Origin of the sequence: Cupriavidus sp. U2 (genome assembly GCF_009663685.2) — a bacterium.
Classification (GTDB): Bacteria; Pseudomonadota; Gammaproteobacteria; order Burkholderiales; family Burkholderiaceae; genus Cupriavidus; species Cupriavidus necator_C.
Map to the genome: position 1 here is coordinate 402,677 of NZ_RCOG02000002.1, position 16,371 is coordinate 419,047.

General features: G+C 66.2%; 16 protein-coding genes. 13 read left to right on the forward strand and 3 right to left on the reverse strand.

Annotated elements, in window-relative coordinates; genetic code table 11:
- Positions 1-27 precede the first annotated feature (27 nt).
- The 4 genes from metH to D9X30_RS03380 all read left to right on the forward strand — a co-directional run bounded on the left by metH (position 28) and on the right by D9X30_RS03380 (position 4,910).
- A complete protein-coding gene (metH, locus tag D9X30_RS03365; RefSeq protein WP_153946155.1) occupies positions 28-2,775 on the forward strand; it encodes a methionine synthase in 2,748 nt (915 codons plus the stop codon).
- Positions 2,776-3,101: 326 nt separating this feature from the next.
- Entirely contained in the window at positions 3,102-3,491 is a 390-nt protein-coding gene (locus D9X30_RS03370) for a hypothetical protein (protein WP_153946154.1), read from the forward strand.
- A gap of 310 nt (positions 3,492-3,801) precedes the next feature.
- The gene (locus tag D9X30_RS03375; RefSeq protein ID WP_061956399.1) at positions 3,802-4,434 is read left to right on the forward strand and encodes a response regulator; all 633 of its coding nucleotides are present in this window, start codon (positions 3,802-3,804) and stop codon (positions 4,432-4,434) included.
- A 68-nt stretch (positions 4,435-4,502) separates the two neighbouring features.
- Positions 4,503-4,910, forward strand: a complete 408-nt coding sequence (locus D9X30_RS03380; RefSeq protein ID WP_153946153.1) for a response regulator — start codon at positions 4,503-4,505, stop codon at positions 4,908-4,910.
- Positions 4,911-4,981: 71 nt separating this feature from the next.
- Here D9X30_RS03380 and D9X30_RS03385 read toward each other — a convergent pair whose 3' ends face one another.
- On the reverse strand, positions 4,982-6,373 hold the full coding sequence (locus tag D9X30_RS03385; protein WP_153946152.1) for a sensor histidine kinase: 1,392 nt from the start codon (positions 6,371-6,373) through the stop codon (positions 4,982-4,984).
- Between the two features lie 281 nt (positions 6,374-6,654).
- Between D9X30_RS03385 and D9X30_RS03390 the strand changes: the two genes are divergently transcribed.
- Together D9X30_RS03390 and D9X30_RS03395 are read left to right on the forward strand one after the other, a co-directional pair.
- Entirely contained in the window at positions 6,655-6,819 is a 165-nt protein-coding gene (locus D9X30_RS03390) for a DUF1328 domain-containing protein (protein ID WP_153946447.1), read from the forward strand.
- Positions 6,820-6,891: 72 nt separating this feature from the next.
- On the forward strand, positions 6,892-7,311 hold the full coding sequence (locus tag D9X30_RS03395; RefSeq protein ID WP_153946151.1) for a DUF883 family protein: 420 nt from the start codon (positions 6,892-6,894) through the stop codon (positions 7,309-7,311).
- 326 nt (positions 7,312-7,637) lie between these two features.
- On the opposite strand, the gene D9X30_RS03400 is transcribed toward D9X30_RS03395, so the two are convergent.
- The gene (locus tag D9X30_RS03400; protein ID WP_153946150.1) at positions 7,638-7,958 is read right to left on the reverse strand and encodes a DUF1840 domain-containing protein; all 321 of its coding nucleotides are present in this window, start codon (positions 7,956-7,958) and stop codon (positions 7,638-7,640) included.
- A 186-nt stretch (positions 7,959-8,144) separates the two neighbouring features.
- Here D9X30_RS03400 and argS point away from each other — a divergent pair, with 186 nt between their 5' ends.
- From argS to D9X30_RS03425, 5 genes are all read left to right on the forward strand, one after another.
- The gene (argS, locus tag D9X30_RS03405; RefSeq protein ID WP_153946149.1) at positions 8,145-9,965 is read left to right on the forward strand and encodes an arginine--tRNA ligase; all 1,821 of its coding nucleotides are present in this window, start codon (positions 8,145-8,147) and stop codon (positions 9,963-9,965) included.
- A gap of 54 nt (positions 9,966-10,019) precedes the next feature.
- Positions 10,020-10,757, forward strand: a complete 738-nt coding sequence (locus D9X30_RS03410; RefSeq protein ID WP_153946148.1) for an SPOR domain-containing protein — start codon at positions 10,020-10,022, stop codon at positions 10,755-10,757.
- Between the two features lie 114 nt (positions 10,758-10,871).
- On the forward strand, positions 10,872-11,510 hold the full coding sequence (locus D9X30_RS03415; protein WP_153946147.1) for a thiol:disulfide interchange protein DsbA/DsbL: 639 nt from the start codon (positions 10,872-10,874) through the stop codon (positions 11,508-11,510).
- A gap of 131 nt (positions 11,511-11,641) precedes the next feature.
- Complete coding sequence (locus D9X30_RS03420; protein WP_153946146.1) at positions 11,642-12,439, forward strand: SDR family oxidoreductase; 798 nt, start codon at positions 11,642-11,644, stop codon at positions 12,437-12,439.
- Complete coding sequence (locus D9X30_RS03425) at positions 12,439-13,266, forward strand: helical backbone metal receptor (RefSeq protein WP_153946446.1); 828 nt, start codon at positions 12,439-12,441, stop codon at positions 13,264-13,266. Before D9X30_RS03420 ends, D9X30_RS03425 begins: the two co-directional genes overlap by 1 nt.
- Here D9X30_RS03425 and D9X30_RS03430 read toward each other — a convergent pair.
- Complete coding sequence (locus tag D9X30_RS03430; protein WP_153946145.1) at positions 13,263-14,339, reverse strand: MBL fold metallo-hydrolase; 1,077 nt, start codon at positions 14,337-14,339, stop codon at positions 13,263-13,265. The two genes, D9X30_RS03425 and D9X30_RS03430, sit on opposite strands and share 4 nt — an antisense overlap.
- A gap of 176 nt (positions 14,340-14,515) precedes the next feature.
- On the opposite strand from D9X30_RS03430, the gene D9X30_RS03435 reads away from it, so the two are divergent.
- Together D9X30_RS03435 and D9X30_RS03440 are read left to right on the forward strand one after the other, a co-directional pair.
- Complete coding sequence (locus D9X30_RS03435) at positions 14,516-14,941, forward strand: MerR family transcriptional regulator (protein ID WP_153946445.1); 426 nt, start codon at positions 14,516-14,518, stop codon at positions 14,939-14,941.
- Between the two features lie 166 nt (positions 14,942-15,107).
- Entirely contained in the window at positions 15,108-16,289 is a 1,182-nt protein-coding gene (locus D9X30_RS03440) for an isovaleryl-CoA dehydrogenase (RefSeq protein ID WP_153946144.1), read from the forward strand.
- The last annotated feature ends 82 nt before the right edge of the window (positions 16,290-16,371 follow it).

The window sequence follows — 16,371 nt, forward strand, 5'->3', positions numbered from 1 at the left end:
CGCACCGAGCATTAGAGAAGACACATCATGAGCCAGAGCAAGCTGCCCCCGCGTCCGATGCGCCTGTCCGGCCTGGAGCCGTTCCTGATCGATGACGACACGCTGTTCGTCAACGTTGGCGAGCGCACCAACGTCACCGGTTCCAAGGCATTCGCCCGCATGATCCTGAACGGCCAGTTCGACGAGGCGCTGGCCGTGGCCCGCCAGCAGGTCGAGAACGGCGCCCAGATCATCGACATCAACATGGACGAGGCGATGCTCGATTCCAAGGCCGCGATGGTCCGGTTCCTGAACCTGATCGCGTCGGAGCCGGACATCGCGCGCGTGCCGATCATGATCGATTCTTCGAAGTGGGACGTCATCGAGGCCGGCCTGCAGTGCGTGCAGGGCAAGGCCGTGGTGAACTCGATCTCGCTCAAGGAAGGCGAGGAGCAGTTCCGCCACCACGCCACGCTGATCCGTCGCTATGGCGCCGCCAGCGTGGTGATGGCCTTCGACGAAAAGGGCCAGGCCGACACCTTCGAGCGCAAGACCGAGATCTGCAAGCGCAGCTACGACGTGCTGGTGAACGAGGTGGGATTCCCGCCCGAGGACATCATCTTCGACCCGAACATCTTCGCGGTGGCCACGGGTATCGAGGAACACAACAACTACGCGGTGGACTTCATCGAAGCCACGCGCTGGATCAAGCAGAACCTGCCCTACGCCAAGGTGAGCGGCGGCGTGTCGAACGTGTCGTTCTCGTTCCGAGGCAATGACACGGTGCGCGAGGCCATCCACACCGTGTTCCTGTACCACGCGATCGAAGCGGGCATGGACATGGGCATCGTCAACGCCGGCCAGCTTGGCGTGTACGACCAGCTGGACCCGGAGCTGCGCGAGCGCGTGGAAGACGTGGTGCTGAACCGCCGCGACGACGCCACCGACCGTCTGCTGGAGATTGCCGACCGCTTCAAGGGCGGCGGCCAGAAGAAGGAAGAGAACCTGGCCTGGCGTGGCACGCCAGAGGCGCCGGTGCCGGTGGGCGAGCGTCTGGCCCATGCGCTGGTGCACGGCATCACCACGTTCATCGTCGAGGACACCGAGGAAGTGCGCCAGCAGGTGGCGGCGCGCGGCGGCCGGCCGATCGAGGTCATCGAGGGCCCGCTGATGGACGGCATGAACATCGTCGGCGACCTGTTCGGCGCGGGCAAGATGTTCCTGCCGCAGGTGGTCAAGAGCGCCCGCGTGATGAAGCAGGCCGTGGCGCACCTGCTGCCGTTCATCGAGGAAGAAAAGCGCCTGCTGGCCGAGGCCGGCGGCGACGTGCGCGCACGCGGCAAGATCGTGATCGCCACCGTGAAGGGCGACGTGCACGACATCGGCAAGAACATCGTGTCGGTGGTGCTCCAGTGCAACAACTTCGAAGTGGTGAACATGGGCGTGATGGTGCCGTGCAACGAGATCCTGGCGCGGGCCAAGGTCGAGGGTGCGGACATCGTGGGCCTGTCGGGGCTGATCACGCCTTCGCTCGAGGAAATGGCCTACGTGGCCTCGGAGATGCAGCGCGACGACTACTTCCGCGTGAAGAAGATTCCGCTGCTGATCGGCGGTGCTACCACGTCGCGCGTGCACACGGCAGTCAAGATCGCGCCGAACTACGAGGGCCCGGTGGTCTACGTGCCGGATGCCTCGCGCTCGGTCAGCGTGGCGTCGAGCCTGCTGTCCGATGAGGGCGCGGCGAAGTACCTGGACGACCTGAAGTCCGACTACGACCGCATCCGCGCCCAGCACGCCAACAGGAAGGCCACGCCGATGGTGTCGCTGGCCGAGGCGCGCGCCAACAAGACGCCGCTGGACTGGAGTACCTACGTGCCGCCGAAGCCGAAATTCATCGGGCGGCGGGTATTCCGCAACTACGACCTGTCCGAGCTGGCCAACTTCATCGACTGGGGCCCGTTCTTCCAGACATGGGACCTGGCCGGCAAATTCCCGGACATCCTCAATGACGAGATCGTCGGGGAGTCGGCGCGCCGCGTGTATTCGGACGGCAAGAGCATGCTGGCCCGCCTGATCCAGGGCCGCTGGCTGACCGCCAATGGCGTGATGGCGCTGCTGCCGGCCAACACCGTCAATGACGACGACATCGAGATCTACACGGACGAGTCGCGCAGCAAGGTGGCGCTGACCTGGCACAACCTGCGCCAGCAGAGCGAACGCCCGGTGGTGGACGGCGTGCGCCGTCCGAACCGCTGCCTGGCCGACTTCGTCGCGCCGAAGTCGAGCGGCGTGGCGGACTACATCGGCCTATTCGCGGTCACGGCGGGCATTGGCGTGGACAAGAAGGAGGCGCAGTTCGAAGCCGACCACGACGACTACAGCGCGATCATGCTCAAGGCGCTGGCCGACCGGCTGGCCGAGGCCTTTGCCGAATGCCTGCACCAGCGCGTGCGGACCGACCTCTGGGGCTACGACGCGGCCGAGATCCTGAACAACGACCAGCTGATCGCCGAGGCGTATCGCGGCATCCGCCCGGCGCCCGGCTATCCGGCCTGCCCGGAGCACACGGTCAAGGCGCCGATGTTCGAATTGCTGGACGCCGCCGAGATCGGCATGGGCATTACCGAGTCGCTGGCCATGACGCCGGCCGCGTCGGTGAGCGGCTTCTACCTGTCGCACCCGGACTCGACGTACTTCAGCGTCGGCAAGATTGGCCAGGACCAGCTGGACGACATGGTGGCGCGTCGCGGCGAAGACCGTACGACGCTGGAACGCGCGCTCGCGCCGAACCTGTAAGCAGCTTCGCTGCAGCTGTAAGCAGTTGCAATGACCGGGGCGCCGCGTAACAGCGGCGCCCCGGTTTTTTTATGGCGCGCCTGCTGCCGATAACGCTGCGACGGTCGTTGAAACATAAGGGAAATACGATGAAATCGTTGGCCAGCCGGCGTGCAGGGCGATCGGCAGGCAATGTTTGCAATGTCTTCACGACTGCTTACAGAAGCTGACAAGTGCTCACACCCGGCCGGGGCCGGCTCCATAGACTGGAACCCAGTTCACGTGACACCGCGTGAATGCCGCAGCGAATGTTTCGCTGCGGAGCATTCAGTAAAGGAGTCTCTCCCATGAAGAAGCTGCTGATCTCCCTGTCCGCCCTGTCGATTGCTGCCGCCTCGTCGTTTGCGATGGCCCAAGGCACTGGTGCCTCGGTTGGCACCCAAACGGGCGTCGGCGCCTCCGTGAACGCCCCCTCGCAGAATGCCAGCCCGAATGCCGGGCTGAATGCCGGCGGCGCGGCCGGTGGGGCGGTGACCCCGGCCAGCCCGAGTTCGGCGGACCCGGGCAGCAAGGCCGGCCTGGGTGCGAAGTCGGGCGCCGACACCTCGCTGTCGTCGACCCCGACCGACAAGGAAAACAAGGGCAAGCACACCGGGCACGCCAAGGCCAAGTCGAAGAAGGGTGACCTGGGCGCCAATGCCGGAGCCGGCGCGGACGCCGGCACCAAGCTCCAGTAAGCGCCGGACGGGATGCGGACGGGCCCCTCCAGACCGCCCCATCCCGGCAGTATGCAAATGGACTGACGGACGCCTTCGGGCGTCCGTCTTGCATTTGGGGAAGCGTCACGCGGTACGCGTCGCACTGCAGCATTTTCCGGCCGCCTGCGCCGGCGCGCGGCGCGGCGCGGCCCGGGTTGCGGATGTCGCCGTGGCGCGTCATGTCAGCCTGACACCGACATATTCGGCGTCGTGCCGGCACTACAATGCAGGAAACCGGCCCGGGCCGTGCTTCGGCACGCGGGCCGCCCCCCTCACCGTGGAGACACCGATGATCCGCGTCTTGATCGCCGACGATCATGAGATCGTGCGTGCCGGTCTGCGCCAGTTCATTTCAGAGGAACCCGACATCAAGGTGACGGGCGAAGCCGCCAGCGGCGACGAAGTGATGGCGCAGTTGCGCGACAGCGAGTTCGACGTACTCGTACTCGATATTTCCATGCCGGACCGAAACGGCATCGATGTGCTGAAGCTGATCCGGCAGCGGTTGCCCAACCTGCCGGTGCTGATCCTGTCCACCTATCCCGAAGACCAGTACGCGATCAACCTGATCCGTGCCGGCGCGTCGGGCTACCTGACCAAGGAGTCGGCGCCGGACGACCTGGTGAAGGCCATCCGCACGGTGGCCCAGGGCCGCCGCTACGTGAGCCCCACCGTGGCAGACCTGCTGATCGGCGGGCTCGACAAGCCGACCGAACAGCCGGTGCACCAGACGCTTTCCGAGCGCGAATTCCAGATCTTCTGCAAGCTGTCACGCGGCCAGTCGGTCTCGGTGATCGCCGACGAACTGTTCCTGAGCGTGAAAACCGTGAGCACCTACCGCTCCCGCATCCTGGAGAAGATGGGCATGAAGACCAATGCCGACCTGACCTACTACGCCATCAAGAACGGGCTCGTGGAATAGGGCGGAGCTTGGATTTCGTGCCAGAACCGTTGATCGTCCATCTCTTCGCCTGACAGGTGCCAAGCGCCATGCCGGAGCAAGCCACGGCCTCCCCGAACCGTTCGCTGCGGGTCCTCCTGATCGAGGACTCCGAAGTCTTGCGGGGCATGCTGCTGGAATATCTGACGGCCTTTCCGTTCGTCGAGTCGGTGGACTGGGCCGATACCGAAAGCGGGGCGGTGAAGCTGGCCACCCATGGCCGGTACGATGTGTCGATCGTCGACCTGCAACTGCGCCAGGGCAATGGCATCAACGTGCTGCGCGAAATGCAGAAGGCCGGCCTGTCCGGCATCCGCATCGTCTACACCAACCATGCGCAGGTGTCGATGTACCGCCGTCAATGCACCGAGGCCGGCGCCGACTATTTCTTCGACAAGTCGCTCGAACTGGAGCAGGTGTTCCGCGTGATCGAGGACTACGCGACCTCCGCCTCCTAGCTTGCACTTGTGGATAGCCGTTTGACGAGCGGGCCCACCCCCACGGCTTCTGATCCGCCCTGGCCGGGCACTCAGATTTCGGTGGTCTCTTCCGGCGGCGCCAGGACCGACGTGGTCAGCGGCACCTCGACGCGGATGGAGACCCCCCGGCCAGGCGCCGAATCGATGTGCATCGTGCCGCCGAGCGCCAGCACCCGCTGTTCCATCCCCAGTAGCCCATGATGGCCGGCGGTGCTGCCAGCGTCGAAATCGGGCGGCAGGCCGCGGCCGTCGTCGCGGATCGTCAGCGTCAGCTGCTGCGGCGTGCAGGCCAGCGACACGGAGATATGCCGCGCCTCGGCGTACTTGCTGGCGTTGTTCAGCGATTCCTGCACGATCCGGTACAGCGCGATGGCCGCGTTGTCACGCAGCGGCGGCAGCGACTCGGGCAGGTCGACATGGGTTTCCCACTGGTTGCGGGTGCCCACGTCTTCCACCTGCTGCACGATGGCCTCGCGCAGCCCCAGGTTCAGCAGCACCGTGGGCCGCAGATCCTCGATCAGCCGGCGCTTGATCTGGATGGCCTGGTCGGCATGCTGCATCACGCGCGTGATCTTGTCGCGCGCCTCGGGGTGTGTCTGCTGCACCCGCATCTTTACCCAGTGCAGGTCGAGCTTGATGGCGGTCAGGATGGCACCCAGTTCGTCGTGCAGTTCCCGCGACAGCCGCGTCTTTTCGTCCTCGGTCACGCGCTGCAGGTGGGCTGCCAGCGCCGACAGCTGGCGCGTGCGCGCGCGCACCTTGCGATCCAGCCGCGCGCTTTCCTCTTCCAGTTGTTCGCGCGCCGCCTCGGCCATCGTCATGCGGCGCTGATGGCCCATGCCCACGGCCACCAGCAGCAGGATGTTGATGGCCGTCAGCAGCCCGATGCCGTAGCGCGACAGCTGCAGGTCGTGCTCTGCGGCTTCGAGGTTGTGGGTGACGGTGCCCGATTCGCGCACCTGCAGGTGTTCCAGGCCGCGCCGCGCGCTTTCCATGGTCTGCTTGCCGAAGTCGGTGCGAATCATGTCCAGCGCCACATCGACGTCGCGCTTGCCGTAGACCAGCGTCAGCGCCATTTCGTTGAGCTTGCGCGTGACGAACTGCGACGCCTCGCCGAACTGGCGCAGCCCTTCCGGATCATTGGCGTAGTGCTGGCGGATGCGCGACATCAGTTCGCTGATGTGCGGCAGCGCCTTGTAGTACGGGTCGAGGTAGCTTTCCTTGCCGGTCAGCAGGTATCCGCGCTGGCCGGCCTCGGCGTTGACCAGTTCGGCAATCAGCTCGCCCAGGTCGCTTTGCAGTTGCTGCGAGCGGATGGCTTCGGTGTAGCCCTCGCGCAGGCGCAGGTTGCCGGTCTCCGACGCAATCAGCACGGCCAGTGTCAGCACGATGCCGCCGGCGAGCAGCAGGGTGTTTCTCAGGAGTAGGGAATGCTTGGCCATCGGAGGTTGCTGGTGGATGCGCCGCCGCGCCGGGGCGGAAGAGCGGCCATGGAATCACATCGTCATGGTGCGGTCAATCGTACCGGGGCGGCTGGCGTACCGCATCCGGCGCGGAGCGGCGCGCGCTGTAGGACTTGGCTGACATCTGAATCGGTCTGGAATCGGTGTGCGGTCCAAGGGTGGAACCCTACGATGAGGCTATGAGCTTGCGCACCGTGGCGCAAGCCGAACGCAACACCGGCCGCCAGGCGGGTGTGCTCGCTAACCTCGGGAGACTGGTCATGCTGTACTACGCACTCGTCTTTTTCATTGTCGCCCTGGTGGCGGCGCTTTTCGGCTTTGGTGGTATTGCGGCCGGCGCGGTGGAAATCGCGAAGATCCTGTTCTTTATCTTCCTGGTCGTGGCGCTGGTTGCCGCGGTAATGGGGCTGGTGCGTCGACGGTAAGCGCAGCAGCATGCGTTGCCTGACCGGGGGACCGGCGGGCAACTCCGCCAGGGACTGGACATAGGAGTACCCATGCTCACGCAGAATCCAAAGATCCGCAAGGAAATCAATCATTTGCAGGACAGCGCCGATTCGGCTGTGCGCCAGATCCGGAATGCCGCGCGTGATACCCGCGATGCGGTGGGGCCGGTGTCGGGCGAGGTCAAGGCGCTGATCGCGCAACTGCAGCAAACGATCGACGTGCTGGCGCACGAAGGGTCCGCCGAAGGCATGGCCGCTGGCCGTCGCCTGCGCGCCCGCGCGCAGGAGCTGAGCGGCCGCGTTCGCGATCGCAGCCTCGACGGCATGCACTGGGCACGCGATCAGGTGGATGTGGCCGTCGACCACGGCCGGCAGCGCGTGGTGAATTCGCCACTGAAGGCGGTCGGCGTGGCCGCGCTGATCGGGGCCTGTATCGGCCTGATGCTGGCCGGCCGGCGCAACGACGACTAGATCATCATCGGCTGGCGGCCCAGGTCGCCGGCGCCCCAGGGATACGCAGGTAGAACAAGACGTTCAAGGGTCTCTCCCCCTTACCCCTGCAGCAACCCCCTTTCCGGATATATCCCTGATCCGGGACGCCCGGGCACCAAGCGGTGTCCGGGTTCTTTTTTTGCGCGCCACGCATCGATGGCGACAACCTTTCAGTTTGCTTTCTGCGGGGAGGCAAATCGGGGCGGGCGGCGCGGACGGGCCGCCGTTCGGAGGCGCGCACCGGCGTCGCGCATGGCGCGCCGGTGGGGTTGAGGATCAGGCCGGCGGCTGCCGGCGATGCGGGCTCAGACGCCCCACATCACGTCGGAGCCTTCCTTCTGCGACAGGCGCAGCATGTCCAGGAACGGGTAGGCGCGCTGCCCCAGGTGCAGGGGCTCCTCTTCCCGGTCGTCTTCCGGGCCCGGGTGTATCGTGGTGTCGGCCGGGTGGACCTTCCTGGCGTCCTGGACGGCGGCTTCCAGCTTGCGGATCGCCGCCGGCAATTCCTCGGTCGTGATCACCCCACGTTCGCCCAGATGCTTGCCGATGATGCCAAGCAGCGTGATGGCAAGATCCTTCATCATGATCAGGTCTTGCGCCGCGTGGGATTTGAAGGTGATCAGCATGATGTTTCCTTTCACGAGTGGCGACATGGGTGGCGCGGGGCGCAGAGGTCGTCGCATGATGTCAGCATAGCACCTGATAAAATTCCGCGTTTCCCGATTTCCACTGCCGGCGCACGGGGCGGGGCCTTCACTTTTCGGCCCGCCCGAGCCCCGGCGGCATTTCAGCTTTCCAAGGCCCAGACATCCATGCTGCCTGTTCAGACCTCCCAACTCGCCGCCGCATTCACCGATGCCGTACGCGCGCTCGCCCCGGCCGACGCCGCCCTGCCCGCGGTCACGTTCGAGCGCCCCAAGCAGGCTGCTCACGGCGATCTGGCGTGCAACATCGCCATGCAGGTGGCCAAGGCGCTGAAGACCAACCCGCGCGAACTGGCGCAGAAGGTGGTGGACGCGGTTGCCGCCGACCCACGCGCATCGGCGCTGGTGGCGGCCCTGGAGATCGCCGGTCCCGGCTTCATCAACCTGCGCCTGAGCCCGGCGGCCCGCGCCGAGGTGCTGCGCGCGGTGCTGGGCGACGGTGACCGCTACGGGGCCCGTCCGGCCGGCGAGCATGGCCAGGTGCTGGTGGAGTTCGTGTCGGCCAACCCGACCGGCCCGCTGCATGTCGGCCACGGCCGCCAGGCCGCGCTGGGCGACGCGCTGGCCAACCTGCTGGCCTGGCAGGGCTGGAAGGTCCATCGCGAGTTCTATTACAACGACGCCGGCGTGCAGATCCACACCCTGGCGGTGTCGGTCCAGGCACGGGCGCGCGGCCTGAAGCCGGGCGACGCCGGCTGGCCCGAATCGGCCTACAACGGCGACTACATCGCCGACATCGCCGCCGACTTCCTGGCCGGCAAGACGGTCTCGGCATCGGACGGCGAACCGGTGACGGCGTCGGGCAACGTCGACGATCTGGAGTCGATCCGCAAGTTTGCCGTGACCTATCTGCGCAACGAGCAGGATATCGACCTGCAGGCGTTCGGCGTGAAGTTCGATCGCTACTACCTGGAATCGTCGCTGTATAGCGACGGCCGCGTGGAAGCCGCCGTGCAGTCGCTGACCGGCCGCGGCAAGACGTACGAGAGCGAAGGCGCGCTGTGGCTGCGCACGACCGACGACGGCGACGACAAGGACCGCGTCATGAAGAAGAGCGACGGCACGTATACGTACTTCGTGCCGGACGTGGCCTACCACACCACCAAGTGGGAGCGCGGCTTCGCCAAGGTCATCAACGTGCAGGGCAGCGACCACCACGGCACCATCGCCCGCGTGCGCGCCGGCCTGCAGGGCCTGGATATCGGCATCCCGCAGGGCTACCCCGACTACGTGCTGCACAAGATGGTCACCGTGATGAAGAACGGCGAGGAGGTGAAGATCTCCAAGCGCGCCGGCTCGTACGTGACCGTGCGGGACCTGATCGAATGGAGCAACGGCGGCGACGAGACCATCCGCGGCTGCCTGGAAGCCGGCGTGGCCGACTGGCCGGCGCACTTCACGCGCGGGCGCGACGCCGTGCGCTTCTTCCTGCTGTCGCGCAAGGCCGACACCGAATTCGTGTTCGACGTGGACCTGGCGCTGAAGCAGAACGACGAGAACCCGGTGTACTACGTGCAGTACGCCCACGCGCGCATCTGCTCGATTTTCGAGGCCTGGGGCGGCGCCGACTGGCAGGCGCGCCTGCCGGAACTGGCCAGCGTGGACCTGGCGGCCGTGACCGCCGCCGACGTGAGCCCGCAGGCCATCGCGCTGGGCCGCCGCCTGGCCGAGTTCCCGGACATGCTGGCCGCCGCCGCAGGCGAACTGGCGCCGCACGCCGTGGCGTTCTACCTGCGCGACCTGGCGGGCGACTTCCACGCGTTCTACAACGCCGACCGCGTGCTGGTGGACGATGAAACGGTCAAGCGCGCCCGCCTGGCGCTGCTGGCCGCCACCCGGCAGGTGCTCAAGAACGGCCTGGCCGTGATCGGCGTATCGGCGCCGCAACGAATGGACCGTGCCCCCGAGCAGGAAACGCCCGCGGCCTGAACTGCGCGTCATCGGACTGGCTCTATAATCCCCGGCAACACCGAAGAGGACTCCATGCAACACAATGCAAAGCGCGCCCCGCGCGCCGTCCGCCATCGCCAGACGCAGCGTGGCGGCACGTTCCTGGGCCTGGTACTCGGGCTGATCGTCGGCCTGGCCATTGCCGTGGTCATCGCGCTGTACATCACCAAGTCGCCCGCGCCGTTCAAGGGTAATGGGAACAGCGGCCCGGCGCCGCGTCCGACCGAGCCCGGCAACGTGGCCAGCACGCTGCCCAACCCGACCCAGCAGGCGCAACAGGCCCAGCCCGGCGCCGAGCCGGCCGATCCGAACAAGCCGCTGTGGAGCAAGACGCCCGCCAAGCCGGTGGGCCAGCCCGAACAGCCGGCCGCACAGCCGCCCGTGGCCCCCAGCCGTCCGGCCGAGGCGCCCGCCAGCAATGGCGCGGTGGCCAGCAAGCCGGCCGAAAAGCCGGCGGAAAAGCCCGCCGCGCGTCCGGCCGAAAAGCCGGTGGCCGACCCCATCGCCGAGATTGCCCAGGCCGATGCCAACAAGGTGGGCTACCTGCTGCAGGTGGGCGCGTTCCGCTCCCAGGACGACGCCGATCGCCAGAAGGCCAACCTGGCCATGCAGGGCTTCGAGGCCAAGGTGACCGACCGCGACGTCAACGGCGTCAAGATGTACCGCGTCCGCCTGGGGCCGTTCAACCGGATCGAAGACATGAACCGTGCGCGCGACCGCCTGCAGTCGGCCGGCTTCGACGCTTCGGTGATCCGTTTCACGAAGCAGTAATCCGGCGAAATATTCTGTCCGGGGCGGGCTGGCGCGAACCATGTGCCGCCGCCCCGGTCTTAGACGCTATCCCATCGCTCGTCGAGCACGTTCAACCCGTAAGGCCCTTCTGACATGAAGAAAATCGCCGCACTGATCGCCACCGCTGCCGCCGTAGGCGGCCTGCTGATGTCCGCGCCCGCCGCCATGGCCGCGCCGACCGAAGGCAAGGACTACACGGTTCTGAAAGCCCCGCAGCCGGTGCCGGCTGGCAAGATCGAGGTGACCGAGTTCTTCTGGTACGGCTGCCCGCACTGCTACGATTTCGAGCCCGAGCTGGAAGCCTGGGTCAAGAAGCAGGGCAAGGACGTGGTGTTCAAGCGCGTGCCGGTGGCCTTCCGCGACGACCTGCTGCCGCATACGAAGATCTTCTATGCGCTGGAGTCGCTGGGCAAGGTCGATGCCATGCACACGAAGGTGTTCGACGCCATCCACAAGCAGCGCAAGCGCCTGCTGACCACCGATGAAATCGCCGATTTCATGGCCGCCAACGGCATCGACCGCAAGCAGTGGCTGGACACCTACAACTCGTTCTCGGTGACCACCAACGCGCAGCGTGCCAACAAGATCGCCGACGCCTACAAGATCGATGGCGTGCCGACCGTGGTGGTGCAGGGCAAGTACGAGACCTCGCCGTCGATCGCCGGCACCAAGTCCGCCGCCGTCCAGGCCATGGACTTCCTGGTCACCGGCGTGCGCGACAAGAAGCTCTGATCGACCGCCGTCCCGGCCGGATCGATACCAACAGCCCGGTGCAGCCGATGCACCGGGCTGTTTTGCTTCTGGCGCTTCCGGCACCTTGACGCGCCGGCCTCTCGACGGCCACCCGCGCTATATTCCCACCCATGAACCCCCAGAAAATCTTCCTGACCGGCGCGTCCAGCGGCATTGGCCAGGCCCTGGCGCGCGCCTATGCCGAACAGGGCGCGACACTTGGCCTGGTGGGCCGACGTGAGGACGCGCTTCGCGCCTTTGCCGCCAGCCTGCCCGATCCCGCCGCCGTGCGCATTTACGCCGTCGATGTCCGCGACGCCGACGCCATGAACGCGGCGGCGTCCGACTTCCTGGCCAATGTCGGATGCCCCGACGTGGTCGTCGCCAACGCCGGTGTCTCGGTGGGCACCGTCGCCAGCGAGCGCGAAGACCTGGAAGTCTTCCGCACGGTGATGGATACCAACTGGTTTGGCACGCTGACCACATTTCAGCCATTTCTGGCGCCGATGCGCGCGCAGCCGGTCGGGCCGGACGGCTGGCGCGGCACGCTGGTCGGCATTGCCAGCGTGGCCGGCGTGCGCGGGCTGCCGGGGGGCGGCGCGTACAGCGCATCGAAGTCGGCCGTGATCAAGCTGCTGGAAAGCTTGCGGCTGGAACAGTCGCGCGAGCGGATTCGCGTGGTGACGATTGCGCCGGGCTACATCCGTACGCCGATGACTGCGCATAACCCGTACAAGATGCCGTTCCTGATGGACGCCGACGTGTTTGCGCGCAAGGCCGTACGCAGGATCGGCGCCGGTACGCGCTTTGCGGTGATTCCGTGGCAGATGGGCGTGGTGGCGTCGCTGCTGCACGTGATGCCGCGCTGGCTCTACGACGCGCTGTTTCGGCGCGCGCCGCGCAAGCCGCGGCAGTCCAGGCGCGCATGATGTGGACCGATGCGGTTGGCCAGTCTCACGGCCCGGCCGAAGGCGCCGTGCGCATCGCGTCGCTGGTGCCGTCCATCACCGAATTGCTGTTCGACCTGGGGCTGGCTGACCAGATCGTGGCGCGCACCGGCTTCTGCATCCATCCGGAACCGGCAGTCCGCGCGGTGGCGAAGGTGGGCGGCACCAAGGACGTCAAGCTCGACCGCCTGCGCGCGCTGGCGCCGACGCATGTGATCGTCAATATCGACGAGAACCGGCGCGAGACCGTGGACGATATCCGAAGCTTCGTGCCGCACGTGATCGTCACCCATCCGTGCCGGCCGGCGGACAACTTCGCGCTTTATGCGCTGCTGGGCGGCATCTTCGGGCGGCAGGCCGAAGCGGACCGGCTGGCGGCCGACCTGCGGGCGGGGCTCGATGCATTGCGCACCCGCTTATGGCCCGCGCGGCGGGTGCTCTACGCGATCTGGCAGGACCCGTGGATGACGGTATCGCGCGATACCTATATCAGCCAGATGCTGGCGCTGGTGAACTGGGCCACCTGGCCGGACGCCATGCCGCAGGCGTGTGTCGATGGCGATTGCAGCCGGCCCAACGCGGCTGGCGACCGGTATCCGACCTTCCGCTGGAGCGATGCGCTGGTGCGCGACCTGGACGCCGTGCTGCTGTCCACCGAGCCGTACCGCTTCACCGAGGACCACGCCGACGCGCTGGAGCGGCAGATCGGCAAGCCGGTGCTGCTGGTGGATGGCGAGATGCTGTCGTGGTACGGCAGCCGCGCCGTGGCCGGCGCGCGCTACCTGAAGACGCTGGCGGAAGGGTTCTAGGCCTTCGTAAAGCGGACGACGCCGTCGTCACCCACCTGCCGCACCAGTTCGCCGCGATGCCACAGCGCGTGCAGGTGCGCCAGCGCCTCGCCCATCGCGAATGTCAGCTGGTGAATGTCGAACTGGCGGCGGAAGATCACGCCGACGATGTCGTGCGCGTTGCACGGTTTCTCGGCGCAGGCGGCCAGCGTCTCGGCCAGGCGGTCGACATGGTGTTCGCGCAGTTGCTGGATGCGCGTGTGGAGATTGCGGAACGGCCGGCCGTGCGACGGCAGGATCAGCACGTCTTCGGGCAGGTCCAGGTACTTGCCCAGCGAATCGACATAGAGCTGCAGCGGATTGGCCTCGGGCTCCATGTCGAACACGCTGACATTCGTCGAAATACGAGGCAGCACCATATCGCCCGAAATCAGCACGTGGGTGGCCGCGTTGTACAGCGCCACATGTTCGGGGGCGTGGCCGTAGCCCGTGATCACGCGCCACGCCGCGCTGGCCGGATCGGCGCCGATCTGGACGGTGTCGCCGTCCATCAGGCGGCGGTACTGGGTCGGCAGGTCGGGCACCAGCGAGGGGTAGTAGCTCTTGCGGCCACGCAGCTTTTCGAGATTGTCGGGGTCGGTCAGTCCATGGCGCGCGAAGTGGCTGGCCGCGAAGTCGCCACCGGCATTGGAACCGACGCCCGAGCCGCCTGCCATCACGCGGGCCGACATGTAGTCGCCCAGGCTCATCCACAGCCGCACATCCCACCGCTTGCAGATCCAGTGCGCCAGGCCGACGTGGTCGGGGTGGCAGTGCGTGACCAGCACCCGCAGCACGGGCAGGCCTTCCAGCTCATTGGCGAAGATGGTTTCCCAGTGCGCCTGGATGGTGTCGTTGGTGATCCCGCAATCGACGATGGTCCAGCCGTCCCGGCCGTCGATGCGGTCGCGCAGCAGCCACAGGTTGATGTGATCCAGCGCGAAGGGCAGCGGCATGCGCAGCCAGTACACGCCCGGCGCGACTTCCTGGCGCGTGCCGGGTTCGGGCATGGTGTCGCCAAACGGATATTGGAGCTGATGTTCGAGTGCGTTCATGGGGTTTGTCTCTTCGATAGCGGCGTACTCGGCGGGCACGCTCTTGTTCGGATTGTCATGCGCGACAGTTGACGCTAACGTTAACGTCAATTCGCAAGCCATGCACGTCATCTTAGACGAAAAAGTTGATGATGCAACGAATCCGCGAACGACCGTTCATTTTTGCAGGACGCCATATGTCGGCTCAGCCATCTTCCGCCACCTACACGATTACCGATCTTGCGCGCGAATTCGAAGTGACGCCGCGCGCGATCCGCTTCTACGAGGACCAGGGCCTGCTGTCGCCGGACCGCGAAGGCCCGAGCGGCCGAAAACGCGTCTACAACGGCCGCGAACGCACGCGCCTGAAGCTCACGCTGCGTGGCAAGAGGTTAGGGCTTACTCTCAATGAAATCCGCGAAATTCTGGATCTCTACGAGTCGCCACGTGATACCGCGCCGCAGCTTGAACGCTTCCTGCACCTGCTGGCCCAGCATCGCGGCACGCTGGAGCGGCAGCTCGACGACCTTCAGGCCCAGCTGGCCGAGATCGACCAGCACGAGCGCCAGTGCAAGGCGCTGCTGGCAGCACACCATGACGCGGGCCACACCCACACGGCCTGATCCTGCCCCAAGGCCGACACTTCGTGGCAACGCCAATTGACGTTTACGTAAACGTCAATAAAATAGCTCCCGACATCCCGATACCAACCCTGCGCCGACCGCGACCGCACTGGCGACAGAACCGGCGACAGAGACAGAACCAGCGACAGAACCAGGAGACCACACCATGACCGAACTTCCCGGCCTCAAATTCGACCTTGGCGAAGACATCGAAATGCTGCGCGAATCGGTGCGTAGCTGGGCCCAGGCCGAACTGGCGCCGCGCGCTGGCGAGATCGACCGGACCGACCAGTTTCCCATGGACGCCTGGAAGAAGATGGGCGACCTGGGCGTGCTGGGCATCACCGTGGCCGAGGAGTACGGCGGTGCCAACATGGGCTACCTGGCCCACATGATCGCGATGGAGGAAATCAGCCGCGCGTCGGCATCGGTGGGCCTGTCGTACGGCGCCCACTCGAACCTGTGCGTGAACCAGATCCACCGCAATGGCACGGCCGCGCAGAAGGCAAAGTACCTGCCCAGGCTGGTGTCTGGCGAATGGATTGGCGCGCTGGCCATGAGCGAGCCCAACGCCGGGTCCGACGTGGTCAGCATGAAGCTGCGCGCCGACTTCAAGGGCGACCGCTTCGTGCTGAACGGCACCAAGATGTGGATCACCAACGGCCCGGACTGCGATGTGCTGGTGGTGTACGCCAAGACCGAACCCGACCTGGGCGCGCGCGGCATGACCGCCTTCATCGTCGAAAAGGGCATGAAGGGGTTCTCGGTGGCGCAGAAGCTCGACAAGCTCGGCATGCGCGGGTCGCACACCGGCGAACTGGTGTTCCAGGACGTGGAGGTGCCGGTGGAGAACATCCTGGGGGCCGAAAACGGCGGCGCCAAGGTGCTGATGAGCGGGCTGGACTACGAGCGCGCCGTGCTGTCGGGCGGGCCGGTCGGCATCATGCAGGCCTGCATGGACGTGGTCACGCCGTATATCCACGACCGCAAGCAGTTCGGCCAGAGCATCGGCGAATTCCAGCTGATCCAGGGCAAGGTGGCCGACATGTACACGACGCTGCAGGCCGCCCGTAGCTACCTGTACACGGTGGGCAAGAACCTGGACGCCCTGGGCACCGACCACGTGCGCCAGGTGCGCAAGGACTGCGCGGCCGTCATCCTGTACACGGCCGAGAAGGCGACCTGGATGGCTGGCGAATCGGTACAGATCCTGGGCGGCAACGGCTATATCAACGAATATCCGGTGGGCCGCCTGTGGCGCGATGCCAAGCTGTACGAGATCGGCGCGGGTACATCGGAAATCCGCCGCATGCTGATTGGCCGCGAATTGTTCGCGGAGACGATGTAAACGGAGGAAAAAAGCAGAAAGTGCCTCAAAAGGCGTTCGTGGATGTCCCCCGGGGGTCGCTCCCGAACGCCGTTACAATTTC

Bases quoted from the DNA above. Each gene is read 5' to 3' on its own strand.
- metH (WP_153946155.1), top strand. From the start codon at position 28: ATGAGCCAGAGCAAGCTGCCCCCGCGTCCGATGCGCCTGTCCGGCCTG.
- D9X30_RS03370 (WP_153946154.1), top strand. From the start codon at position 3,102: ATGAAGAAGCTGCTGATCTCCCTGTCCGCCCTGTCGATTGCTGCCGCC.
- D9X30_RS03375 (WP_061956399.1), top strand. From the start codon at position 3,802: ATGATCCGCGTCTTGATCGCCGACGATCATGAGATCGTGCGTGCCGGT.
- D9X30_RS03380 (WP_153946153.1), top strand. From the start codon at position 4,503: ATGCCGGAGCAAGCCACGGCCTCCCCGAACCGTTCGCTGCGGGTCCTC.
- D9X30_RS03385 (WP_153946152.1), bottom strand. From the start codon at position 6,373: ATGGCCAAGCATTCCCTACTCCTGAGAAACACCCTGCTGCTCGCCGGC.
- D9X30_RS03390 (WP_153946447.1), top strand. From the start codon at position 6,655: ATGCTGTACTACGCACTCGTCTTTTTCATTGTCGCCCTGGTGGCGGCG.
- D9X30_RS03395 (WP_153946151.1), top strand. From the start codon at position 6,892: ATGCTCACGCAGAATCCAAAGATCCGCAAGGAAATCAATCATTTGCAG.
- D9X30_RS03400 (WP_153946150.1), bottom strand. From the start codon at position 7,958: ATGCTGATCACCTTCAAATCCCACGCGGCGCAAGACCTGATCATGATG.
- argS (WP_153946149.1), top strand. From the start codon at position 8,145: ATGCTGCCTGTTCAGACCTCCCAACTCGCCGCCGCATTCACCGATGCC.
- D9X30_RS03410 (WP_153946148.1), top strand. From the start codon at position 10,020: ATGCAACACAATGCAAAGCGCGCCCCGCGCGCCGTCCGCCATCGCCAG.
- D9X30_RS03415 (WP_153946147.1), top strand. From the start codon at position 10,872: ATGAAGAAAATCGCCGCACTGATCGCCACCGCTGCCGCCGTAGGCGGC.
- D9X30_RS03420 (WP_153946146.1), top strand. From the start codon at position 11,642: ATGAACCCCCAGAAAATCTTCCTGACCGGCGCGTCCAGCGGCATTGGC.
- D9X30_RS03425 (WP_153946446.1), top strand. From the start codon at position 12,439: ATGTGGACCGATGCGGTTGGCCAGTCTCACGGCCCGGCCGAAGGCGCC.
- D9X30_RS03430 (WP_153946145.1), bottom strand. From the start codon at position 14,339: ATGAACGCACTCGAACATCAGCTCCAATATCCGTTTGGCGACACCATG.
- D9X30_RS03435 (WP_153946445.1), top strand. From the start codon at position 14,516: ATGTCGGCTCAGCCATCTTCCGCCACCTACACGATTACCGATCTTGCG.
- D9X30_RS03440 (WP_153946144.1), top strand. From the start codon at position 15,108: ATGACCGAACTTCCCGGCCTCAAATTCGACCTTGGCGAAGACATCGAA.